13 protein-coding genes are annotated in these 18,450 nt (G+C 60.5%); 9 read left to right on the forward strand and 4 right to left on the reverse strand.

The features are described 5' to 3' along the window. Positions 1-265 precede the first annotated feature (265 nt). The 3 genes from F8N44_RS01790 to F8N44_RS01800 all read right to left on the reverse strand — a co-directional run bounded on the left by F8N44_RS01790 (position 266) and on the right by F8N44_RS01800 (position 3,091). Positions 266-1,348 carry a 5-(carboxyamino)imidazole ribonucleotide synthase gene (locus F8N44_RS01790; protein ID WP_150649068.1) on the reverse strand — a complete coding sequence of 361 codons (1,083 nt, stop codon included), beginning with the start codon at positions 1,346-1,348 and terminating at the stop codon, positions 266-268. Positions 1,349-1,358: 10 nt separating this feature from the next. Further along, a complete protein-coding gene (gene purE / locus F8N44_RS01795; RefSeq protein WP_007920220.1) occupies positions 1,359-1,850 on the reverse strand; it encodes a 5-(carboxyamino)imidazole ribonucleotide mutase in 492 nt (163 codons plus the stop codon). Positions 1,851-2,182: 332 nt separating this feature from the next. After that, entirely contained in the window at positions 2,183-3,091 is a 909-nt protein-coding gene (locus F8N44_RS01800; RefSeq protein ID WP_064589862.1) for a LysR substrate-binding domain-containing protein, read from the reverse strand. 180 nt (positions 3,092-3,271) lie between these two features. Here F8N44_RS01800 and aspA point away from each other — a divergent pair, with 180 nt between their 5' ends. The 6 genes from aspA to F8N44_RS01830 all read left to right on the forward strand — a co-directional run bounded on the left by aspA (position 3,272) and on the right by F8N44_RS01830 (position 15,004). Continuing rightward, a complete protein-coding gene (gene aspA / locus F8N44_RS01805; protein WP_064116482.1) occupies positions 3,272-4,696 on the forward strand; it encodes an aspartate ammonia-lyase in 1,425 nt (474 codons plus the stop codon). Between the two features lie 531 nt (positions 4,697-5,227). Next, the gene (locus tag F8N44_RS01810; RefSeq protein WP_150649069.1) at positions 5,228-6,676 is read left to right on the forward strand and encodes an alanine/glycine:cation symporter family protein; all 1,449 of its coding nucleotides are present in this window, start codon (positions 5,228-5,230) and stop codon (positions 6,674-6,676) included. A 171-nt stretch (positions 6,677-6,847) separates the two neighbouring features. Then, positions 6,848-7,852, forward strand: coding sequence for an asparaginase (locus F8N44_RS01815; RefSeq protein WP_150649070.1), 1,005 nt, complete (start codon positions 6,848-6,850; stop codon positions 7,850-7,852). Between the two features lie 248 nt (positions 7,853-8,100). Beyond that, the gene (locus F8N44_RS01820) at positions 8,101-9,093 is read left to right on the forward strand and encodes an AraC family transcriptional regulator (protein WP_150649071.1); all 993 of its coding nucleotides are present in this window, start codon (positions 8,101-8,103) and stop codon (positions 9,091-9,093) included. 127 nt (positions 9,094-9,220) lie between these two features. Continuing rightward, on the forward strand, positions 9,221-10,246 hold the full coding sequence (locus F8N44_RS01825; RefSeq protein WP_150649072.1) for a histone deacetylase family protein: 1,026 nt from the start codon (positions 9,221-9,223) through the stop codon (positions 10,244-10,246). A 153-nt stretch (positions 10,247-10,399) separates the two neighbouring features. Further along, complete coding sequence (locus F8N44_RS01830; protein ID WP_150649073.1) at positions 10,400-15,004, forward strand: dermonecrotic toxin domain-containing protein; 4,605 nt, start codon at positions 10,400-10,402, stop codon at positions 15,002-15,004. Here the strand turns inward: F8N44_RS01830 and F8N44_RS01835 are convergent. Beyond that, positions 14,961-16,514, reverse strand: a complete 1,554-nt coding sequence (locus F8N44_RS01835; RefSeq protein ID WP_150649074.1) for a PLP-dependent aminotransferase family protein — start codon at positions 16,512-16,514, stop codon at positions 14,961-14,963. The two genes, F8N44_RS01830 and F8N44_RS01835, sit on opposite strands and share 44 nt — an antisense overlap. A 92-nt stretch (positions 16,515-16,606) precedes the next feature. Here F8N44_RS01835 and F8N44_RS01840 point away from each other — a divergent pair, with 92 nt between their 5' ends. From F8N44_RS01840 to F8N44_RS01850, 3 genes are read left to right on the forward strand one after another with little or no spacing between them, the layout of a single operon-like run. Continuing rightward, positions 16,607-17,230, forward strand: a complete 624-nt coding sequence (locus tag F8N44_RS01840) for an FMN-binding negative transcriptional regulator (protein ID WP_150649075.1) — start codon at positions 16,607-16,609, stop codon at positions 17,228-17,230. A 10-nt stretch (positions 17,231-17,240) separates the two neighbouring features. Next, on the forward strand, positions 17,241-17,687 hold the full coding sequence (locus F8N44_RS01845) for a GNAT family N-acetyltransferase (protein ID WP_150649076.1): 447 nt from the start codon (positions 17,241-17,243) through the stop codon (positions 17,685-17,687). A 12-nt stretch (positions 17,688-17,699) separates the two neighbouring features. Then, positions 17,700-18,371, forward strand: a complete 672-nt coding sequence (locus F8N44_RS01850) for a GNAT family N-acetyltransferase (RefSeq protein ID WP_150649077.1) — start codon at positions 17,700-17,702, stop codon at positions 18,369-18,371. Positions 18,372-18,450 lie beyond the last annotated feature (79 nt).

The following is an 18,450-nucleotide window of genomic DNA, read 5'->3' on the forward strand; positions in this document are numbered from 1 at the left end:
TTCCCTCTGATTTGGTAGATGTGCCCTGTCTCACCAATGCGTTCCACTTTTGACGAGTGACTGTTGCGCTCAAGCGAGGCGCCGCGACGAGTCATAGCTGGCTATGGCGAGGAGCGGCAACGCAGCGTGACGGCAACAGGCGCCGTCAAAATGGAACTGCATTGGTGAGACAGGGTACTCAGCCAAAGCCTAGACAGACTTTGGCATCCTGCCATGAGAGAACGGCGGCCCCTGAATGGTTCCGCCGCTGCCACATGAAACTGTTTTACTCGGCGATCAGCGCTTCGACCTTGACGATCTGCGCTTGCAGCGTGGCCATGTCGGCGCAGCGCAGGTTGGCGTGACCGACCTTGCGCCCGGCCTTGAAGGCCTTGCCGTAGTGATGCAGATGGCAGTCTTCGATAGCGATGACTTTCTCAACTGGCGGTACCACGCCGATGAAGTTGAGCATTGCGCTCTCGCCAACCTTGGCCGTCGAGCCCAGCGGCAGGCCGGCAACGGCGCGCAGGTGGTTTTCGAACTGGCTGCACTCGGCGCCTTCGGTGGTCCAGTGCCCGGAGTTGTGCACGCGTGGGGCGATTTCGTTGGCCTTGAGGCCACCGTCCACTTCAAAGAACTCGAACGCCATCACGCCGACGTAGTTCAACTGCTTGAGCACGCGGCTCGAGTAGTCTTCGGCCAACGCCTGCAACGGGTGATTGGTGCTGGCCACCGACAGCTTGAGGATGCCGCTGTCGTGGGTGTTGTGCACCAACGGATAGAACTTCGTTTCACCATCGCGGGCACGCACGGCGATCAGTGAGACTTCCCCGGTGAACGGCACAAAACCTTCCAGCAGGCAGGCAACGCTGCCCAGCTCGGCGAAGGTGCCGACCACGTCTTCCGGCTTGCGCAGGACTTTCTGGCCCTTGCCGTCATAACCCAAGGTTCGGGTTTTCAGCACGGCCGGCAGACCGATCGAAGCCACGGCGGCGTCCAGATCGGCTTGCGATTGAATGTCGGCGAAGGCCGGAGTCGGGATGCCCAGGTCCTTGAACATGCTCTTTTCGAACCAGCGGTCTCGAGCGATGCGCAGGGCTTCGGCGCTCGGGTAGACCGGGACGAATTGCGAGAGGAATGCCACGGTTTCGGCCGGGACGCTTTCGAATTCGAAGGTCACCAGATCGACTTCATCGGCCAATTGGCGCAGATGATCCTGATCGCCGTAATCGGCCCGCAGGTGTTCGCCCAGCGCGGCCGCACAGGCGTCCGGCGCAGGGTCGAGGAAAGCGAAGTTCATGCCCAGCGGGGTACCCGCCAGGGCCAACATGCGACCCAACTGGCCGCCACCGATTACACCGATCTTCATCTCAACAACCTCAGGCAATACGTGGGTCTGGATTGTCCAGGACGCTGTCTGTCTGCTCGGCACGGAAGGTTTTCAGCACCGCGTGGAACTGTGGATGCTTGGCACCGAGGATGCTCGCCGAGAGCAAGGCTGCGTTGATTGCGCCGGCCTTGCCGATGGCCAGGGTGGCGACCGGAATGCCCGCTGGCATCTGCACGATCGACAGCAGCGAGTCGACGCCCGAGAGCATGGCCGACTGCACCGGCACGCCCAGCACCGGCAGGTGGGTCTTGGCCGCACACATGCCTGGCAAGTGGGCCGCGCCACCGGCACCGGCGATAATCACCTCGATGCCGCGGCTTTCAGCCTCTTCGGCGTACTGGAACAGCAGATCCGGGGTGCGGTGAGCAGAGACCACCTTGACCTCGTACGGGATGCCGAGCTTTTCCAGCATATCGGCGGTGTGGCTAAGGGTGGACCAATCGGACTTGGAGCCCATGATCACGCCAACCAGTGCACTCATCGTCGCGCCTCTTCTCTCTGGAGCGCCCGCAGGCGCGTCATAAAACAACAAGCCACGCAGGTTGCGTGGCTTGATTGTACGAAAAATGGCCGGACGTGCCGGCCGAAGGCCGCGCAGTATACCGCAAAGAAAGCAATAAACAGCCCCCTGCGCGACCATCTGTCATCTGCCGCAAATGCCCGGTTTTATTGACTTGAAGGTCAGCGACAGAACACCGCAAATCCCTTGTGGGAGCGAGCTTGCTCGCGAAGAGGGAGTGTCAGGCAACATTGATGTTGTCTGGCACACCGCTTTCGCGAGCAAGCTCGCTCCCACAGGGGCTGCGGGTGGGTTCAAGAGTTTTGGGCAGCGCCGCCTTCAAGCTTGCGCCACAGCAGGCGCACGTTGGCTTTGCGCACCAGCGCGCAGCGGTATAAGCGAATCTCCAGCGGCACATGCCATTGCGGGCCGCCGCAGACCACCAACTCACCACGCGCCAGTTCCGCCCGCACGCTCAGTTGCGGCACCCAGGCAATGCCCAGTCCTTCCAGCGCCATGCTTTTCAGGCTGTCCGCCATCGCGGTTTCATAAATGGTGGTGAAACGCAGCTGACGCTGACGCAGCAAACCATTCACCGAACGCCCGAGAAACGCACCGGCGCTGTACGCCAGCAAGGGCACGCTGGCGTCCCCTTCGAGATCGAACAGGGGCTTGCCATCAGCATCCGCTGCGCACACCGGGAGCATTTCGGTCTGGCCCAAATGCAGCGACGGAAAAATCTCCGGGTCCATCTGCATCGCCGCGTCCGGGTCATAAAACGCCAGCATCAGATCGCAGCCACCTTCACGCAACGCATGCACCGCATCGCCAACGTTGGTCGCGACCAATCGCGTAGCGATGTTCAAACCTTCATTACGCAGTTGTGCGATCCAGCGCGGGAAGAAACCCAGCGCCAGCGAGTGAGCGGCAGCAACCTGCATCACTTCGCCCTGCCCGCCTTCCAGATGATGAAGATGGCGCAGCACCTCGCCGAGCTGTTCGACCACGGTGCGTGCGGTCACCAGAAACAGCTGCCCCGCTGCCGTCAGCTCAATCGGCGTGCGCGAGCGATTGACCAGCGTCAGCCCCAGCGCAGCCTCCAGACTGCGGATCCGTCGACTGAACGCCGGCTGGGTCACGAAGCGTCGTTCAGCGGCCTGCGAGAAGCTGCGGGTGGCGGCCAGAGCACTGAAGTCCTCGAGCCATTTGCTTTCCAGATTCATCACGTCCTCCCGGACACGCACCAAAACAGGTCACACGTCTGCCGCGCACGCGGCGTCACATGGGCATTATGCCGAATGTGCATAGGGCAGTGCTGAACAGCATTGGCCCAAAATTTCCCACAAGCCTAGCATTCGCAGCGTTCCGGCACAGACCGGGTCCATATCGAGATGATTTCTATCATGTCCTCCGCTGCATCTTTCCGCACAGAAAACGACCTGCTTGGCGCCCTCGAAGTACCGGCTCAAGCGTATTACGGCATCCAGACCCTGCGAGCGGTGAACAACTTCCGTCTCTCCGGCGTTCCGATTTCGCATTACCCGAAACTGGTTGTCGGTCTGGCAATGGTCAAACAGGCCGCTGCTGACGCCAACCGCGAGTTGGGTCACCTGAGCGAAGCCAAGCACGCAGCCATCAGCGAAGCCTGTGCCCGATTGATCCGCGGTGATTTCCACGAAGAGTTCGTGGTCGACATGATTCAAGGTGGCGCCGGTACTTCCACCAACATGAACGCCAACGAAGTGATCGCCAACATTGCGCTCGAAGCAATGGGTCACCAGAAAGGCGAGTACCAGTACCTGCACCCGAACGACGACGTCAACATGGCGCAGTCGACCAACGACGCCTACCCAACCGCGATTCGCTTGGGACTGTTGCTCGGTCACGACACCCTGCTGGCCAGCCTCGACAGCCTGATTCAAGCGTTCGCCGCCAAGGGCAAAGAATTCGATCACGTCCTGAAAATGGGCCGTACCCAGCTGCAAGACGCCGTGCCGATGACCCTCGGCCAGGAATTCCGTGCTTTCGCCACCACCATGGGTGAAGACCTGGCCCGTCTGAAGACGCTGGCCCCGGAACTGCTGACTGAAGTGAACCTGGGCGGCACCGCGATCGGTACCGGCATCAACGCCGACCCGCGTTATCAAGCGCTGGCGGTACAGCGTCTGGCCCTGATCAGCGGTCAACCGCTGGTACCGGCGGCCGACCTGATCGAAGCGACTTCCGACATGGGCGCCTTCGTGCTGTTCTCCGGCATGCTCAAGCGCACGGCGGTCAAGCTGTCGAAGATCTGCAACGACCTGCGTCTGCTGTCCAGCGGCCCACGCACCGGCATCAACGAAATCAACCTGCCAGCGCGTCAGCCAGGCAGCTCGATCATGCCCGGCAAGGTCAACCCGGTGATCCCGGAAGCTGTGAACCAGGTTGCGTTCCAGGTCATCGGTAACGACCTGGCGCTGACCATGGCAGCCGAAGGCGGCCAACTGCAACTGAACGTGATGGAGCCGCTGATCGCTTTCAAGATCTTCGACTCGATCCGCCTGCTGCAACGCGCCATGGACATGCTGCGCGAGCACTGCATCGTCGGCATCACCGCCAACGAAGCGCGCTGCCGTGAACTGGTCGAACACTCGATCGGTCTGGTCACCGCACTGAACCCGTACATCGGCTACAAAAACGCCACCCGTATCGCCGGTCTCGCCCTTGAAAGCGGCCGCGGCGTACTGGAACTGGTGCGCGAAGAAGGTCTGCTCGACGAAGCCATGCTCGCCGACATCCTGCGCCCGGAAAACATGATTGCTCCACGTCTGGTTCCGCTCAAAGCCTGAACCGACGCGTTACTTGTAGCACCGCTCACCAGGTCGAGGGACTAGACACCTCTCACCTTTTGAGGGCTTGGGGATTTAGTCCCCAAGCCCTTTTTTTTAACTTTCTGACCCTGAGACCCGTATGTCTGGGGACTGAACAATGTGGGAGCGAGCCTGCTCGCGAAGACGGCGGCACATTCAAAAACGATGCGTCTGCAATACCGCTTTCGCGAGCAAGCCCGCTCCCACACAGAGCAGTTCCCGCACAAGCCCGGCGCCGGTAACGCCGGGTGTTTCAAAGCCTCGTTTCGTCGCTTGCACCACTACCGTGCAGACGGGCGCGTCACTGATCGGTATAGTGCCGCCCCTCTTCGCGTGAGCGGTCGTCGGTAACGAGGCCATAACCCATGCGAAACCCGAACTAATAACAAACCCGCGAAATGGAACCGGACGAAACCTTCGCCTCACCCGTCGTGCCGCGCGCACACCGGTGTAACACGATGTTTCTTCCATCCAGTATTTGCTTACACAATAAACAGCGAGGAAAAATCCATGCTCGAAGTCATTAACGACTTCCTCTCAGGGAAAGTACTGATCGTGCTCATTGTCGGGCTCGGTAGCTACTTCACGATTCGCTCGCGTTTCGTTCAATTGCGTCACTTCTTCCACATGTTCGCGGTGTTCCGCGACAGCCTCAAAGGCAGCGCCGGGCAACTCAGCTCGTTCCAGGCCCTGATGCTCAGCCTTGCCGGCCGTGTCGGTGCAGGCAATATCGCCGGTGTCGGCATCGCCGTGACCCTCGGTGGTCCGGGTGCGGTGTTCTGGATGTGGGTGACCGCACTGGTCGGCATGTCCAGCAGCTTCTTCGAGTGCACCCTGGCCCAAGTCTACAAGCGCGCCGATGGCGACGGCTTGTACCGTGGTGGCCCGGCCTACTACATCCAGCACGGCCTTAAGCTCAAAGGCATGGCAGTGGTGTTTTCCGTCCTGTTGCTGGTCACCTACGGCTTCGCCTTCATTGGCCTGCAGTCCTACACCGTGACCCACTCGCTGCAGAACGCCTTTGAGTTCAACCCACAACACACCGGTATCGTCCTCGCGGTGCTGCTGGCGATCACCTTCATCGGCGGCATCAAGCGCATCGCCTCGGTGTCCGACCTGCTGGTACCGATCAAGACCCTGGCCTACATCGGCGTGACCCTGTACGTGATCGGTACCCAGATCGAACACGTGCCAGCCATGCTGGAAACCATCTTCAAGAGCGCCTTCGGCCTCGACCCGGCCTTTGGCGGCCTGCTTGGCAGCGCCATCGTCATGGGCGTGAAGCGTGGCGTGTTCGCCAACGAAGCGGGCCTCGGCAGTGCGCCGAACGTCGCTGCCGTGGCCGCCGTGAAGCACCCGGGCGCTCAGGGCGTGGTCCAGGCTTTCAGCGTGTTCCTCGACACCTTCGTGATCTGTACCTGCACCGCGCTGCTGATCCTGCTGTCGGGCTTCTACACCCCGGGCTTCGAAGGTGACGGCATCGTCCTGACCCAGAACTCGCTGGCCGCTGTGGTCGGTGACTGGGGTCGCATGTTCGTCAGCGTCGCGCTGTCGCTGTTCGTCTTCACCTGCATCCTCTACAACTACTACCTGGGCGAAAACAGCCTGCAGTTCCTCACCCGCAACCGCGCCGCGCTGATGATTTTCCGCGGTCTGGTACTGGCGCTGGTGGTATGGGGTTCGATGCAGGACCTGTCGACCGTGTTCGCCTTCGCCGACATCACCATGACCTGCCTGGCCTTCGTCAACCTGATCGCCCTGGCCATGCTGTTCAAGGTCGGCATGCGCGTGATGCGCGACTACGACGCGCAGCGCCGCGCGGGCGTCAAACAGCCGGTGTTCGACTCGAGCAAATTTGCCGATCTGGACCTCGACCTGAAGGCCTGGCCGACCCATCCGTCTGCCGCTGCCGGCAAGACTGAAGCCGAGCCGCAAGGCGTGCCTGCAGCGCAACGCTGACAGGTAAATGACGGGCGCATCCCCTGCGCCCGTCAGTTATTGTGGTGCAATAACTTGTAGGAGCGAGCCTGCTCGCGATAGCGGTTCATCATTCAACATCAATGTTGGCTGAAAGACCGTTATCGCGAGCAGGCTCACTCCTACAGGAACTCATCCTTTCGGAGAATCCCCATGAATTCGTCGACCTACCCCGCCGCCCAACACGTCATGGTGCTCTACACCGGTGGCACCATCGGCATGCAGGCCAGCGCCAATGGTTTGGCCCCGGCGTCCGGTTTCGAAGCGCGGATGCGCGATTACCTGCACAGCCAGCCTGAGTTGGTGGTGCCGCAGTGGCGCTTTCGCGAGATGTCGCCGCTGATCGACAGCGCCAACATGACTCCGGCTTATTGGCAGCAACTGCGAGAAGCGGTGGTCGATGCTGTTGATGTGCAAGGTTGCGACAGCGTGCTGATCCTGCACGGCACCGACACGCTGGCTTACAGCGCGGCGGCGATGAGTTTCCAGTTGCTCGGCCTGCACGCCCGCGTGTGCTTCACCGGGTCCATGCTGCCGGCCGGCGTCACCGACAGCGATGCCTGGGAAAACCTCGGCGGCGCACTGGTTGCCCTCGGCCAGGGTCTGGCACCGGGCGTGCACCTGTACTTCCACGGCGAACTGCTGGCGCCGACCCGTTGCGCGAAAGTGCGCAGTTTTGGCCGTCATCCGTTCAAGCGCCTGGAGCGTCAGGGCGGCGGTATCAAAGCCCTATCGATTCCAGCGTCGTTGAACTACAACCAGCCGAAGCAACTGGCCAAGGTTGCCGTGCTGCCACTGTTCCCGGGCATTAGTGCCGAAGTGCTCGACGGCCTGCTCAACAGCGGCATTCAAGGTCTGGTGCTGGAGTGCTACGGCAGCGGCACCGGGCCGAGCGACAACCCTGAGTTTCTGGCAAGCCTTGGCCGTGCGCGGGATAACGGCGTGGTGGTAGTTGCTGTGACGCAGTGCCATGAAGGTGGCGTTGAGCTGGATGTGTATGAGGCGGGCAGTCGCTTGCGCGGTGTCGGCGTGTTGTCCGGTGGTGGCATGACTCGTGAGGCAGCGTTCGGCAAGTTGCATGGGTTGCTCGGTGCAGGCCTTGAAACTCAAGAAGTGCGTCGGCTGATCGAACTGGACTTGTGTGGTGAGCTGCTCTGAGCATGGCTCTGGATCGGCCCTCACCCTAGCCCTCTCCCGGAGGGAGAGGGAACTGACCTTAGTGTCTTGCGCTATACGCCGACCTGAAAAAAACAGTCGATTATGGATTCGGCAGCGTTTTTTCAGGTCGGCGTATCTCGCCAATATCCGCCAATCGGCCCCCTCTCCCTTTGGGAGAGGGCTGGGGTGAGGGGCTGCTGCGGCATGCAACTTGCTGCATTCCAGCCATCTCAAGGCTGGAAGGTCCCATGCTCCACTCCCACCTCACCACTCTCAACGCCGTATCCTTAATCCTCAACACCTTCAAAGCCGAAGGCCTGTCGAGCGAAGCGTTGCTGGCCGGCAGCGGCATCAGTGCGGCGGATCTCAGCCGTGCCGACACCCGCATCACCACCAATCAGGAGATGCAGGTCTGCGCCAACGCGGTCGCGCTCAAGCATGACATTGGTCTGGAGCTGGGTCGGCGCATGCATGTTTCCTGCTACGGCATCCTCGGTTACGCCCTGCTGACGTGTGCCACCTTCGGTGACGCTTTGCGCCTGGCGATCCGTTATCCGGCGCTGTTGGGAACACTTTTCGAACTGAGCCTGGAAGACGATGGCGAGCGTGTCTGGTTCGTCGCCGCCGATTATCGCGAGAGTCCGGCGATGGCGGTGTTCAATGCCGAATTCTGCCTGGTGTCGCTGAAAGTAATTTGCGATGACTTGCTCGGGCATCCGTTGCCATTGCTTGCCACGCGGTTCGAACACGCGGCGCCGGACTATCGCGACAGCTATGCCGAGCACTTCGACAGTCCGCTGCACTTCACCGCCAAGGACAACGCCTTCGCCTTCGACCGTCACTGGCTCGATCAACCGCTGCCGCTGGCCGATCTCATCACCCATCAAGCCATGGCCGAACGCTGCCGCAAGCAGAACCTGGAGTTCACCGGGCGTCAGGCGTGGTTGGGGCGGATTCGGCAGCTGCTCAGCGCGCAATTGAACGCCGCGCCGGGGCTGGAAGGTCTGGCGCAGCAGATGAAGTGCTCGCCGCGCACCTTGCGCCGGCATCTCAAAGATATGGGCAGCAGCTACCAGGAACTGCTCGATGAGCTGCGCTTCGAGCGGGCCAAGCAGATGTTGTGTGAAGATCAACTGCCGATCTACCGCATCGCCGAAACCCTCGGCTTCAGTGAGACCGCCAGCTTCCGCCATGCCTTTGTGCGCTGGAGCGGCGTGGCGCCGAGTCAGTTCAGGGCCTGAAGCAGGGGCGAATTGCGGTCAGTGTTTTTGGCCACATCCATCCCCTTTTGGCCTTTCCTGCCGTTTTCCGATTCGTCTTGTCCCGCAACACTGAGAGCAACCGAATCAGCCCTGCGGAGAACAACAAATGCTGACGATCTACTCAGACGATCACCACCTGCACCATGGCCGCTGCGAACTCATCGATGGCCAGCTCAAGCCGTGCTTCGAGATGCCGTCGCGCGCCGACCATGTGCTGCAACGCGTGAAAAACCAGAACCTCGGCGCGGTCGAGGAACCGAAGGATTTCGGTCTGGAGCCGATCGCCCGCGTCCACAGCCGCGACTACCTCGACTTCTTCAAAGGCGCATGGGCGCGCTGGACTGAATTCAATACCGACGGCGACTTGCTGCCCTACACCTGGCCGGCGCGGACCCTGCGTGCGATCAAACCGACCAGCCTGCACGGCCAGCTCGGTTACTACAGTTTCGACGGTGGCGCGCCAATCACCGCCGGCACCTGGCAAGCGGCGTACAGCGCGGCGCAAGTTGCCCTGACCGCACAAGCGCAAATCCAGCGTGGCGCGCGCAGTGCCTTCGCGCTATGCCGGCCACCGGGACACCACGCCGCCAGCGATCTCATGGGCGGTTATTGCTACCTCAACAACGCTGCCATCGCCGCGCAGGCGTTCCTCGATCAGGGCCACAAGAAGGTCGCGATCCTCGACGTCGACTATCACCACGGCAATGGCACGCAGTCGATTTTCTACGAGCGCAGCGACGTGCTGTTCACCTCGATTCACGGCCACCCGGAAGCGGAGTTTCCGTTCTTCCTCGGTTACGACGACGAGCGCGGTGAAGGTGCCGGTGAAGGTTTCAACTTCAACTATCCGCTGCCCGCCGGCTCCGGCTGGGAGGTGTGGAGTGCAGCGCTCGATCAGGCCTGCAAGGAGATCGAAAGCTATGGCGCCGACGTTATTGTCGTATCGCTAGGCGTCGACACTTTCAAGGATGACCCGATCTCGCAGTTCAAACTCGACAGCCCGGATTACCTGGCAATGGGCAAACGCATCGCCAGACTCGGCAAACCGACGCTGTTCGTCATGGAGGGCGGTTACGCGGTGGAAGAGATCGGCATCAATGCGGTGAACGTGCTGGAAGGATTCGAGCAGTAACCATGCGCTAGTCGGACACGCATGAAACCAGACCCGCCCACGCGGGTCTTTTTTCGTCGGCAATATTTATCTACCGCACACGCCCCGCAGCCTGCCTCTACCTTGCCCGGAACCGCCGCCGTTTCGGCGCGCCCATCAGAGCAGGAGTTGCCCATGCCCGAAATCCCCTCGCCCAGCGCCGTCGATATCCTGACCCAACTGGTGACCGGCCCATCGCTGCGAGAAGTCGCCTCGAAAACCCTGCGTCCGGCGCTCAAGACGCTATATCCGGATCTGGAGATCGACCCCCAACGGGCCGTGGTCGTAAGACCGACCTGGGTCATTCAGGGTGATCGGGTCGTCCCCGGCCGCCACCTGATCGAATCGCTGACCGACACACTGGTGCGCCTGGGCCTCTCCGGCACTGCCGTGACGTATCTCGACGGTGAGCATTATCTGACCTTGCAGCCCGACCAGCCCGCAGCCATTCAGCTGCCGGTGAAAATCAGCGCCATCGGCAAGCTGCTCAATGATCTGGCACCATTGCTGTTCATTGCCTACAAGGAACAGCAAGTCAATTACTGGGACGAATTCACCTACCCGGGACAACCGCGTTGGCAACAGATGTCGCAATCCTTGCGCAAGCTGTGGAACGTCGAAGCCAATCCTGACTGGGATACCGACCAGCGCACCATGGTCGAGGCGGTTTACCAGCACCCGGACAACCACCAGCGCCGGCCAACCGGCAAATACCAGGTACGCGCCTGCCTGGTCGATCTGGACCGCAACGAGGGTGACCAACAGAACCATCTGTCCCTGCTCGATACCGCCGTGCTGATCGGTACCGATGGCCAGCGCACCTGGATCATCACGTACTCGGTGATCCAGGGTTTCGAAAGCTTCGAATCGCTGGATGAACTCGGCAAGGCTTTGTTGCGGCGGTACGGCACTGATGCTTCCGGTGTCGGTCTGGCATGGCGACTGTTCGAACCGCAAGGCAATTTCTTCGACTATCAGGCCTGCACCTTGATTGCGCTGGAAGCTGATGCCCTCGGCGCGATCAATTTCTTTCAAGAGTCTGGGCCCCGCCCACCCTACCCGCACCCAGGAACTGTTGGCGATCCGCGCGAACCGACACCGCGCCTCAAACCGCATATCGAGCGTCTGCGCCCGATGCTGCCAGCCTGGCTCGACAGCGCCGCGCCCGCCGATCAAACCCGTTACAGCCGGCACCTGTTGGACCTGACCATGGTGCAGCATGCGAACAAAGGAAAAACCTTCCAGAGCGAAGTCGTCAGCCTGCAAGCGTTCACCCGCGATGCCCTGAAACAGCAGATGCTCAAGGACCATCCGAAGGCCGGCGACGTAGCGATCGATGACATTGAAATCAGCATCACCAGCCTGGTGGTCTGGGGCACGTTCGTCTTGCCGGGCAACACGCAGACCCAGACACTGTCACTCATTGAACTTGCCTTGCAGAACCTTGCCGGACAGCCAATCGGCAACAAGACCGTACGTTACAAGGACGGCAGCGAATTGCCCGACTGGATGACCGTCAGTTACGTGGAAACGCTGGTCAGCACGGTCGATATCGGCAAGACCTACCCGGCGCACTTGCAGAACCTGCTGGTCGACGACACCGAGCAAGCGACCGCGCTGCAAGGGCTCTACACCAGCCAGTTGCCCATCGAGCTGCCACTGCTGGCGTTGCAAAACAAAATCCAGGGCAAGGCGGGCATGACTTATCTGGGTTACCGCTATGTCGTCGCCGCACTGGCCAGCACTGACGAGGAGCGGCATGTCGATCACGAGGAAGTGGTCATTCGCCCGCTGGCATTTGTGGCCCATCGCACCCGCTCAGAGGCCGACACCGTCGATAACATGTTCATCATCGGCCCGCGCGCGGTGGAAAAAGGGCCTTGCGTGCTTTATCGGCCACTGTTCGAAATGGCGCTGATGCAGTTCCCCTCTCACGCCAACCTGACGTACGAAATCCAGCAGTCTCGCCAACTGCGTGAGTCAGTTCTGGCCTGGTTGCCGGACGATGTACGCTTCAACTACAGCCAGTTCGTCTTCACTGCCCGGCTGCCTTCGGTCTGGACGATCCCGCAATTGCTGATCAACCCTACTACCGCTCTCGACATGTCCGGTCCGGTGGCACTGGGGACCGCGGCGATTGAGCAGGATGTGCTGGCGACGTTGCACAACAGTAACGTTCAGGCGGTGATTACCCAGGCTGATCGCCAGTCGGTCTCCGATGCAGAAGCGCGCTGGGCCACGCTCAAACACGGCGGCTGGATGTTGTTCAACGCGGCATTGCCGTTCCTGGGACGCAGCGTCGGCACAGCGGCCTGGATCTGGCAGATCATGGACGACCTGCAAGAAGTCAGCGACGTCGCCAATGAGCAATCCGGCAAGATCGCCTGGACCGCTCTCACCGATATTCTTCTGGCATTGGGCATGGTGCTCGCCCATCGCGCAGCGGTCGGCGACAAGCCACAAAGCGAACCACTGACACAGGAAGAAACCGTTCAGCCCATCACCACCGCCGCCGTCATCAGCACTGCATTAAAGCTGCCAGATATCTCCGGCAGCGCCCTGCCCAGCACCCATGAATTGTCGGTAAACCCTTTTGCCGCACTGAAGCGATCTCCCGTCGCACTGACCACTTTGCTCGAGAGTTTTCAGATCGCCAAACCCAGAGGCATCGGCGATGCCGCCAGCGAGGGCACCCACAGACACCTCTATCCGCGCCAGAAACAATGGTTCGCCCCGGTGGGCAAGCGCTGGTTCGAAGTCACCATCAATGAACACGCAGACGTCCAGATCATCGACTCACGCCAAGCAACGGCGCGCCCCGGACCGCTACTGACCCGCACTGCCAATGGCCAATGGGTGATCGATCTGCGCTTGCGCCTGCGAGGCGGCGGACTCGACAGTGCGCTTGAGAAAGCTCAGGACTTCAGCAAAAAGACAGCGAAGCAACTGACGGCCCAAATCAGTGCTTTCGACGTAACGATGACGGCCAAACAGATTCAACTTGACGCCCACCGCGCCGCGCTCGACAACGCCCTTGCGCAGTCCAGGGCACAGCTGCGTGAGCAATATCTGACTACGCTTGAATCACAGCGCAAGGCTTACGCTACGAACATCGAACAAATCAAAGCGTTGAATCACAAGGAACCCATTCCCAATTACCGCACCGTGATGATTCAGCGACTGCAGATGCAGTTGTTTCTCGGACAGGAGTGGCTCGAACTGCACTCCACGGAGCTCCAGACCAGCCTGAAGACGATGCAGACAATGCTTGCCGATGAAAGCCGATTCGCCCTCCAGGCGTTTATCGACACCTTCGAAAAAATGACCGATCAGACGCAAGCCATTATCGAAAAAATGGAGTCGGCACAGACGCGTTTTGACGAATTGACGCTGTTGGGAAAAGAGGCTGTCGAGGTTATTCAACTGTATCGCAAGATGTTGCCTAACTATGATCTCAACGACCTCAAGCTGCTACAGATCAGCCTCGGCCAGGAGATCTGCATCAAGCCGGGTGACACGCCGATTGACGCCAGCGCGCGGCAGACACTGGCCACCCTCATCGAAGACGCTGCACTGAGTATCCAGAGCACGCTGAACCTGACCAGCGACGAAAGCCTCGACAACCTGCGTGACCGCACGGATGCCTTGAGCAACGTTGCCGAACAATTTACCGCCATCGATCAACGCTTTGGCGATCTGCTCATCGACTATCCCGAGCAGATCAACACCGCACGACTGGAACATGTGCGCAGCCGAGTGAGCGCATTCAAAGCCCGCACGGACGTAAAACTGGTCGAGTTGCTGCGCTACAAACACTTGCTGGAACCGCTGCCCGGGCCATCCCGGCCGACATCGGCATCATCATCGACGCGCCGGATCATCAAAACCAAATCCAGGGGCACATTAGTCGGCGAACGAAAAAAGAGCATCGAAAGTCCGGATACCGACCTGGTCGAAGTGCGCACCACCCTGACGGGCGTCATCGCCACCTTCCAGGAAGAATCACCCGGTGTCTGGGTCGAACAGCGCACAGCCAAACCGAAACCGCCCAAGCCCAGTCCAAACCTGAATACCAGTATTCGTGAAGGTCAGGCCCTGATCGACGGTCTGGCCACCTTCCACCGGCGTATCGAAGCCCAACTCAAACGAGGGCCACGGATTCCTGTCGAGGTCGAAGAGGACTATCACAAACAAGCTGCAATCTTGCGCAAAGCCAACGCAGACATCGATGAAGCGTTGACCGCCAGCAATCTGACTGCCGACCTTAAAAAACCGACCGAAGCGCTTGGCCACAAGCTTGACGAAGCCGCTAACAACCTTGAAGCAAAAGGCACCAGCACCCGTATCCGGATGGTCAAGCAACAGCCCCCGACGGCGGCCGGGATCCTTTGGCTGAAGGACAAGGGGGAAGTGACGACGTCACAAACCGTGACCCGGCGCCGGCTCCGCAGTCACGCCAACGATTTTCTCGACGAATACGAAATACGCGACGTCCACACTCACAAGGTGCTGTGTTACGCACACTTCCATTACAGCAGCGCGCAAGCGCCCGTCACTCCATTCCCCACCGGCCATATGAAAACCGTTGCACAACGACATATGGGAGGGGCTTATGAGCCACGCTTGCTCAACAATCAGGCACTCATTGATATCCATCGCAGCACAATTTCCGACAAATCCGCACAGACGCTGTTTCTCAAACCTGCCACGCCTGTCGTAACCGAATCAACGCTGAGTTGATCGCCGCTTCAGGTACGGCAGCAAACCCCAGTACCAACCCGGCGCGCTGATCCATGGCCGTGGTGGAATCAGGCAGCCAGTAGCTGCTCAAACCGTTGATCTCGACATCGACGCGAGCCGCTTGCGCAATCAACTGCTGCTCGCGCTCGAGGCTGTCTACGGCCACGGTCAAGTGCAATCCGGCCGAGACGGCAGGCAGCTCGCCGACACCGGCAATAGCGCTCGGCCAACCCTTGAGCAGTGTATTGCGGCGACTCAGAGCAGCCCGTCGCATGCGTCGGATATGTCGCTGGAAATGCCCGGCGGCCATGAATTCGGCCATCACGGCTTGTGTACTCACTTCGGAATGCCGGACATCCACAGCCCGCCGTTGTGAAAATGCATCCACCAGCCCCGGCGGCAGTACCAGATACCCAAGTCGCAGCGCCGGGAACGCGACTTTGCCGAAAGTGCCGACATACAGCACGCGTCCCTGTCGATCGAGTGCCGCCAACGGTGCCAGTGGTGCACCGGTGTAGCGGTACTCGCCATCGTAGTCATCCTCGACGATCCAGCCTTGGCAACGCTCGGCCCAGGCGAGCAGTTCAAGACGTCGCGCCAGGCTCATCACCACGCCGGTCGGGTACTGATGAGAGGGCGTGACATAAGCCACGCGACAATCCGCGGTCGCCGACAGCGCCGAGCAATCCATACCCTCGTCATCCACGGCGATACCGTGCAAACGAGCGCCCGCCACGGCGAACGCATGACCGGCCGCGCGGTAGCCCGGATTTTCGATCGCCACACCGTCGCCGGGCTCCACCAGCAACTGTGCACAAAGGCTAATGCCCTGTTGTGCGCCGCTGGTGATCACAATTTGCTCAGGTGAACACTGCATGCCACGCGAACTACGCAGATAAGCCGCGATCATGGCGCGCAAACGCGCATCGCCGGCCGGATCGCCGTAACACAGTTGCTCCAGATTCGGTTTGCGCCAGAAAGCCGCATTCAGCTTGGCCCACACCTCGAACGGGAACAGATCAAACGCCGGAACACCGACCCGAAAGGCTCGCGGTGGACCACTCGGCGGCCGGGGCAAATGGTTCTTTTCGATACGCGAAAAGGTCCCGCTGTGGATAACTTTACTGGATGGAATCACAGGTGAATCCAGCCAATTTGTGGATAAGGCTGTGGGTAAGCTTGTTGAAAACCCTGTGGATACTTTTGTGGATAGTTTTTTCGGGGAAACCGCTACCGGCATCAATTGCGCAACATAAGTGCCATCGCCGACCCGCCCCTCGATAAACCCTTCGGCATACAGTTGATCGTAGGCGCGCACCACACTGTTGCGGGAAATGCCCAACGCAGCCGCCAGATCGCGACTGGCCGGCAACCGCGTACCACTCGCCAATCGCCCATCCAGCACACGCAGGCGCAACGCCTGATAAAGCTGGCGACTCAAACCCTGCCGGCGATCAAGCTCGATACCGGCAGGGTTGAATGGCATGGACAACGTCGGCGAATCGGGCATGGCAATGGACCTATGAAATTGGTCATCAATGGCTCTTACAACAGACCAATAGCCTGCCTACGATGCAGGCATTCGCCAAGGAAAATCTGTCCATGTACACGCCACGCGCCTTTGCCATCGAAGACCTGACCCAACTGCACGAACTGATTCTCGCCACCCGCCTCGCCATTCTGGTGACTCACGGCGAAAGTGGCCTGCAAGCCAGCCATGTGCCGGTGCTGCTGCATTGCGAACAAGGTGAGTACGGCACGCTCTACGGGCACCTGGCCCGCGCCAATCCACAATGGAAAGACCTGCGCGACGGCGCCGAAGCCATGCTGATCTTCGCCGGTGCCGACGCCTACGTCAGCCCGGGCTTTTATCCGAGCAAGGCCGAGCACGGCAAAGTCGTGCCGACCTGGAACTACATCGCCGTGCACGCCTATGGCCACGCCGAAACCTTCAGCGATGGTGGGCGTTTGCTCGACATCGTCAGCACCCTCACCGACCGTCATGAAGCCGGCCGCGCGCAACCGTGGTCCGTCGCCGATGCGCCTGCCGATTACATCGACGGCATGCTCAAAGCGATTGTCGGCTTCGCCATTCCCATCGACCGCCTCGAAGGCAAGCGCAAGCTCAGCCAGAACCGCAGCGCCGAAGACATTGCCGGCGTGCGCGAAGGCCTGGCGGCCAGCCCGGAAATCAATGATCAAACCCTCGCCCGATTGATGCGCTAAGGAAATCACCATGAGTCAGATCGACATTCGCCAGGTCAGCGCCGGCGACCACGCCGCGTGGCTGCCGCTGTGGCAGGCGTACCTGCGGTTCTACAACACCGAACTGCCGGACGCCGTGACCGACAGCACCTGGCAGCGCTTTCTCGACCCGAACGAACCTACCCACGCCGCACTCGCCTGGGCCGACGGTAAAGCCGTGGGCATGGTGCATTACATCTACCATCGCTCGAACTGGAGCATCGAAAACTCCTGCTACCTTCAAGACCTGCTGGTGATCCCCGAGACCCGTGGCACTGGCGTCGGCCGTCTGTTGATCGAACACGTCTACGCTACCGCCAAGGCTGACGGCTGCGGCAAAGTGCACTGGCTGACCCACGAAACCAACGCCACTGCGATCCAGCTCTACGAGCGCATCGCTGAACGCCCGGGCTTCATCCAGTTTCGCAAAGCCCTTTAAGGAGACGCACGCATGACCGCATCACTCGCAGACTGGAAAGGTGTCCCCGCCCCCACCGCCACCCTGCTCGAAGGTCGCTTTATTCGCCTGGAACGACTCGACCCGGCGCGCCACGGCGACCAGCTGTTCGCCGCCCTCGAAGGCCCAGGTGCCGATCCGAAACTCTGGGATTATTTACCTTATGGCCCGTTCCCGGAGCGCACTGCGTTCAACGCTTGGCTGAACAACCACGCGGCCGCCAGCGACCCGTATTTCTTCAGCGTGGTTGATCGCGCGACCAATCAGGTGCAAGGCATCCTCAGCCTGATGTCGATCGTCCCGGCCCAGGGCCGCATCGAAATCGGCCACGTCACTTTCGGCGCACCCATGCAGCGCTCGCCGAGGAGCACCGAAGCGGTGTACCTGCTGGCCAAACATTCCTTCGACCTCGGCTACCGCCGCCTCGAATGGAAATGCAACAACGGCAACGCCCGCTCGAAATACGCCGCCGAACGTCTGGGTTTCAGCTTCGAAGGCGTGTTCCGCCAGCACATGGTCGTCAAGGGCCAGAACCGCGACACTGCGTGGTACTCGATTCTGGATGGCGAGTGGCCGGCGATTGCGGCAGGGTTCGAGCAGTGGCTGTCGGATGAAAATCAGACGCCCGACGGGCAGGTGAAAGGCCTGGTCGAATGCCGATCGTGATTACCTGAAAAGCAAAAAATCGCAGCCTGCGGCAGCTCCTAAAGGGTGAACGTCAATCCCGTGTAGGAGCTGCCGCAGG

It is taken from the genome of Pseudomonas fluorescens (assembly GCF_902497745.1).
GTDB lineage: Bacteria > Pseudomonadota > Gammaproteobacteria > Pseudomonadales > Pseudomonadaceae > Aquipseudomonas > Aquipseudomonas fluorescens_BM.

Bases quoted from the DNA above. Each gene is read 5' to 3' on its own strand.
- F8N44_RS01815 (WP_150649070.1), top strand. From the start codon at position 6,848: ATGAATTCGTCGACCTACCCCGCCGCCCAACACGTCATGGTGCTCTAC.
- F8N44_RS01790 (WP_150649068.1), bottom strand. From the start codon at position 1,348: ATGAAGATCGGTGTAATCGGTGGCGGCCAGTTGGGTCGCATGTTGGCC.
- F8N44_RS01810 (WP_150649069.1), top strand. From the start codon at position 5,228: ATGCTCGAAGTCATTAACGACTTCCTCTCAGGGAAAGTACTGATCGTG.
- F8N44_RS01840 (WP_150649075.1), top strand. From the start codon at position 16,607: ATGTACACGCCACGCGCCTTTGCCATCGAAGACCTGACCCAACTGCAC.
- F8N44_RS01830 (WP_150649073.1), top strand. From the start codon at position 10,400: ATGCCCGAAATCCCCTCGCCCAGCGCCGTCGATATCCTGACCCAACTG.
- F8N44_RS01820 (WP_150649071.1), top strand. From the start codon at position 8,101: ATGCTCCACTCCCACCTCACCACTCTCAACGCCGTATCCTTAATCCTC.
- F8N44_RS01835 (WP_150649074.1), bottom strand. From the start codon at position 16,514: ATGCCCGATTCGCCGACGTTGTCCATGCCATTCAACCCTGCCGGTATC.
- F8N44_RS01800 (WP_064589862.1), bottom strand. From the start codon at position 3,091: ATGAATCTGGAAAGCAAATGGCTCGAGGACTTCAGTGCTCTGGCCGCC.
- F8N44_RS01825 (WP_150649072.1), top strand. From the start codon at position 9,221: ATGCTGACGATCTACTCAGACGATCACCACCTGCACCATGGCCGCTGC.
- F8N44_RS01850 (WP_150649077.1), top strand. From the start codon at position 17,700: ATGACCGCATCACTCGCAGACTGGAAAGGTGTCCCCGCCCCCACCGCC.
- aspA (WP_064116482.1), top strand. From the start codon at position 3,272: ATGTCCTCCGCTGCATCTTTCCGCACAGAAAACGACCTGCTTGGCGCC.
- F8N44_RS01845 (WP_150649076.1), top strand. From the start codon at position 17,241: ATGAGTCAGATCGACATTCGCCAGGTCAGCGCCGGCGACCACGCCGCG.
- purE (WP_007920220.1), bottom strand. From the start codon at position 1,850: ATGAGTGCACTGGTTGGCGTGATCATGGGCTCCAAGTCCGATTGGTCC.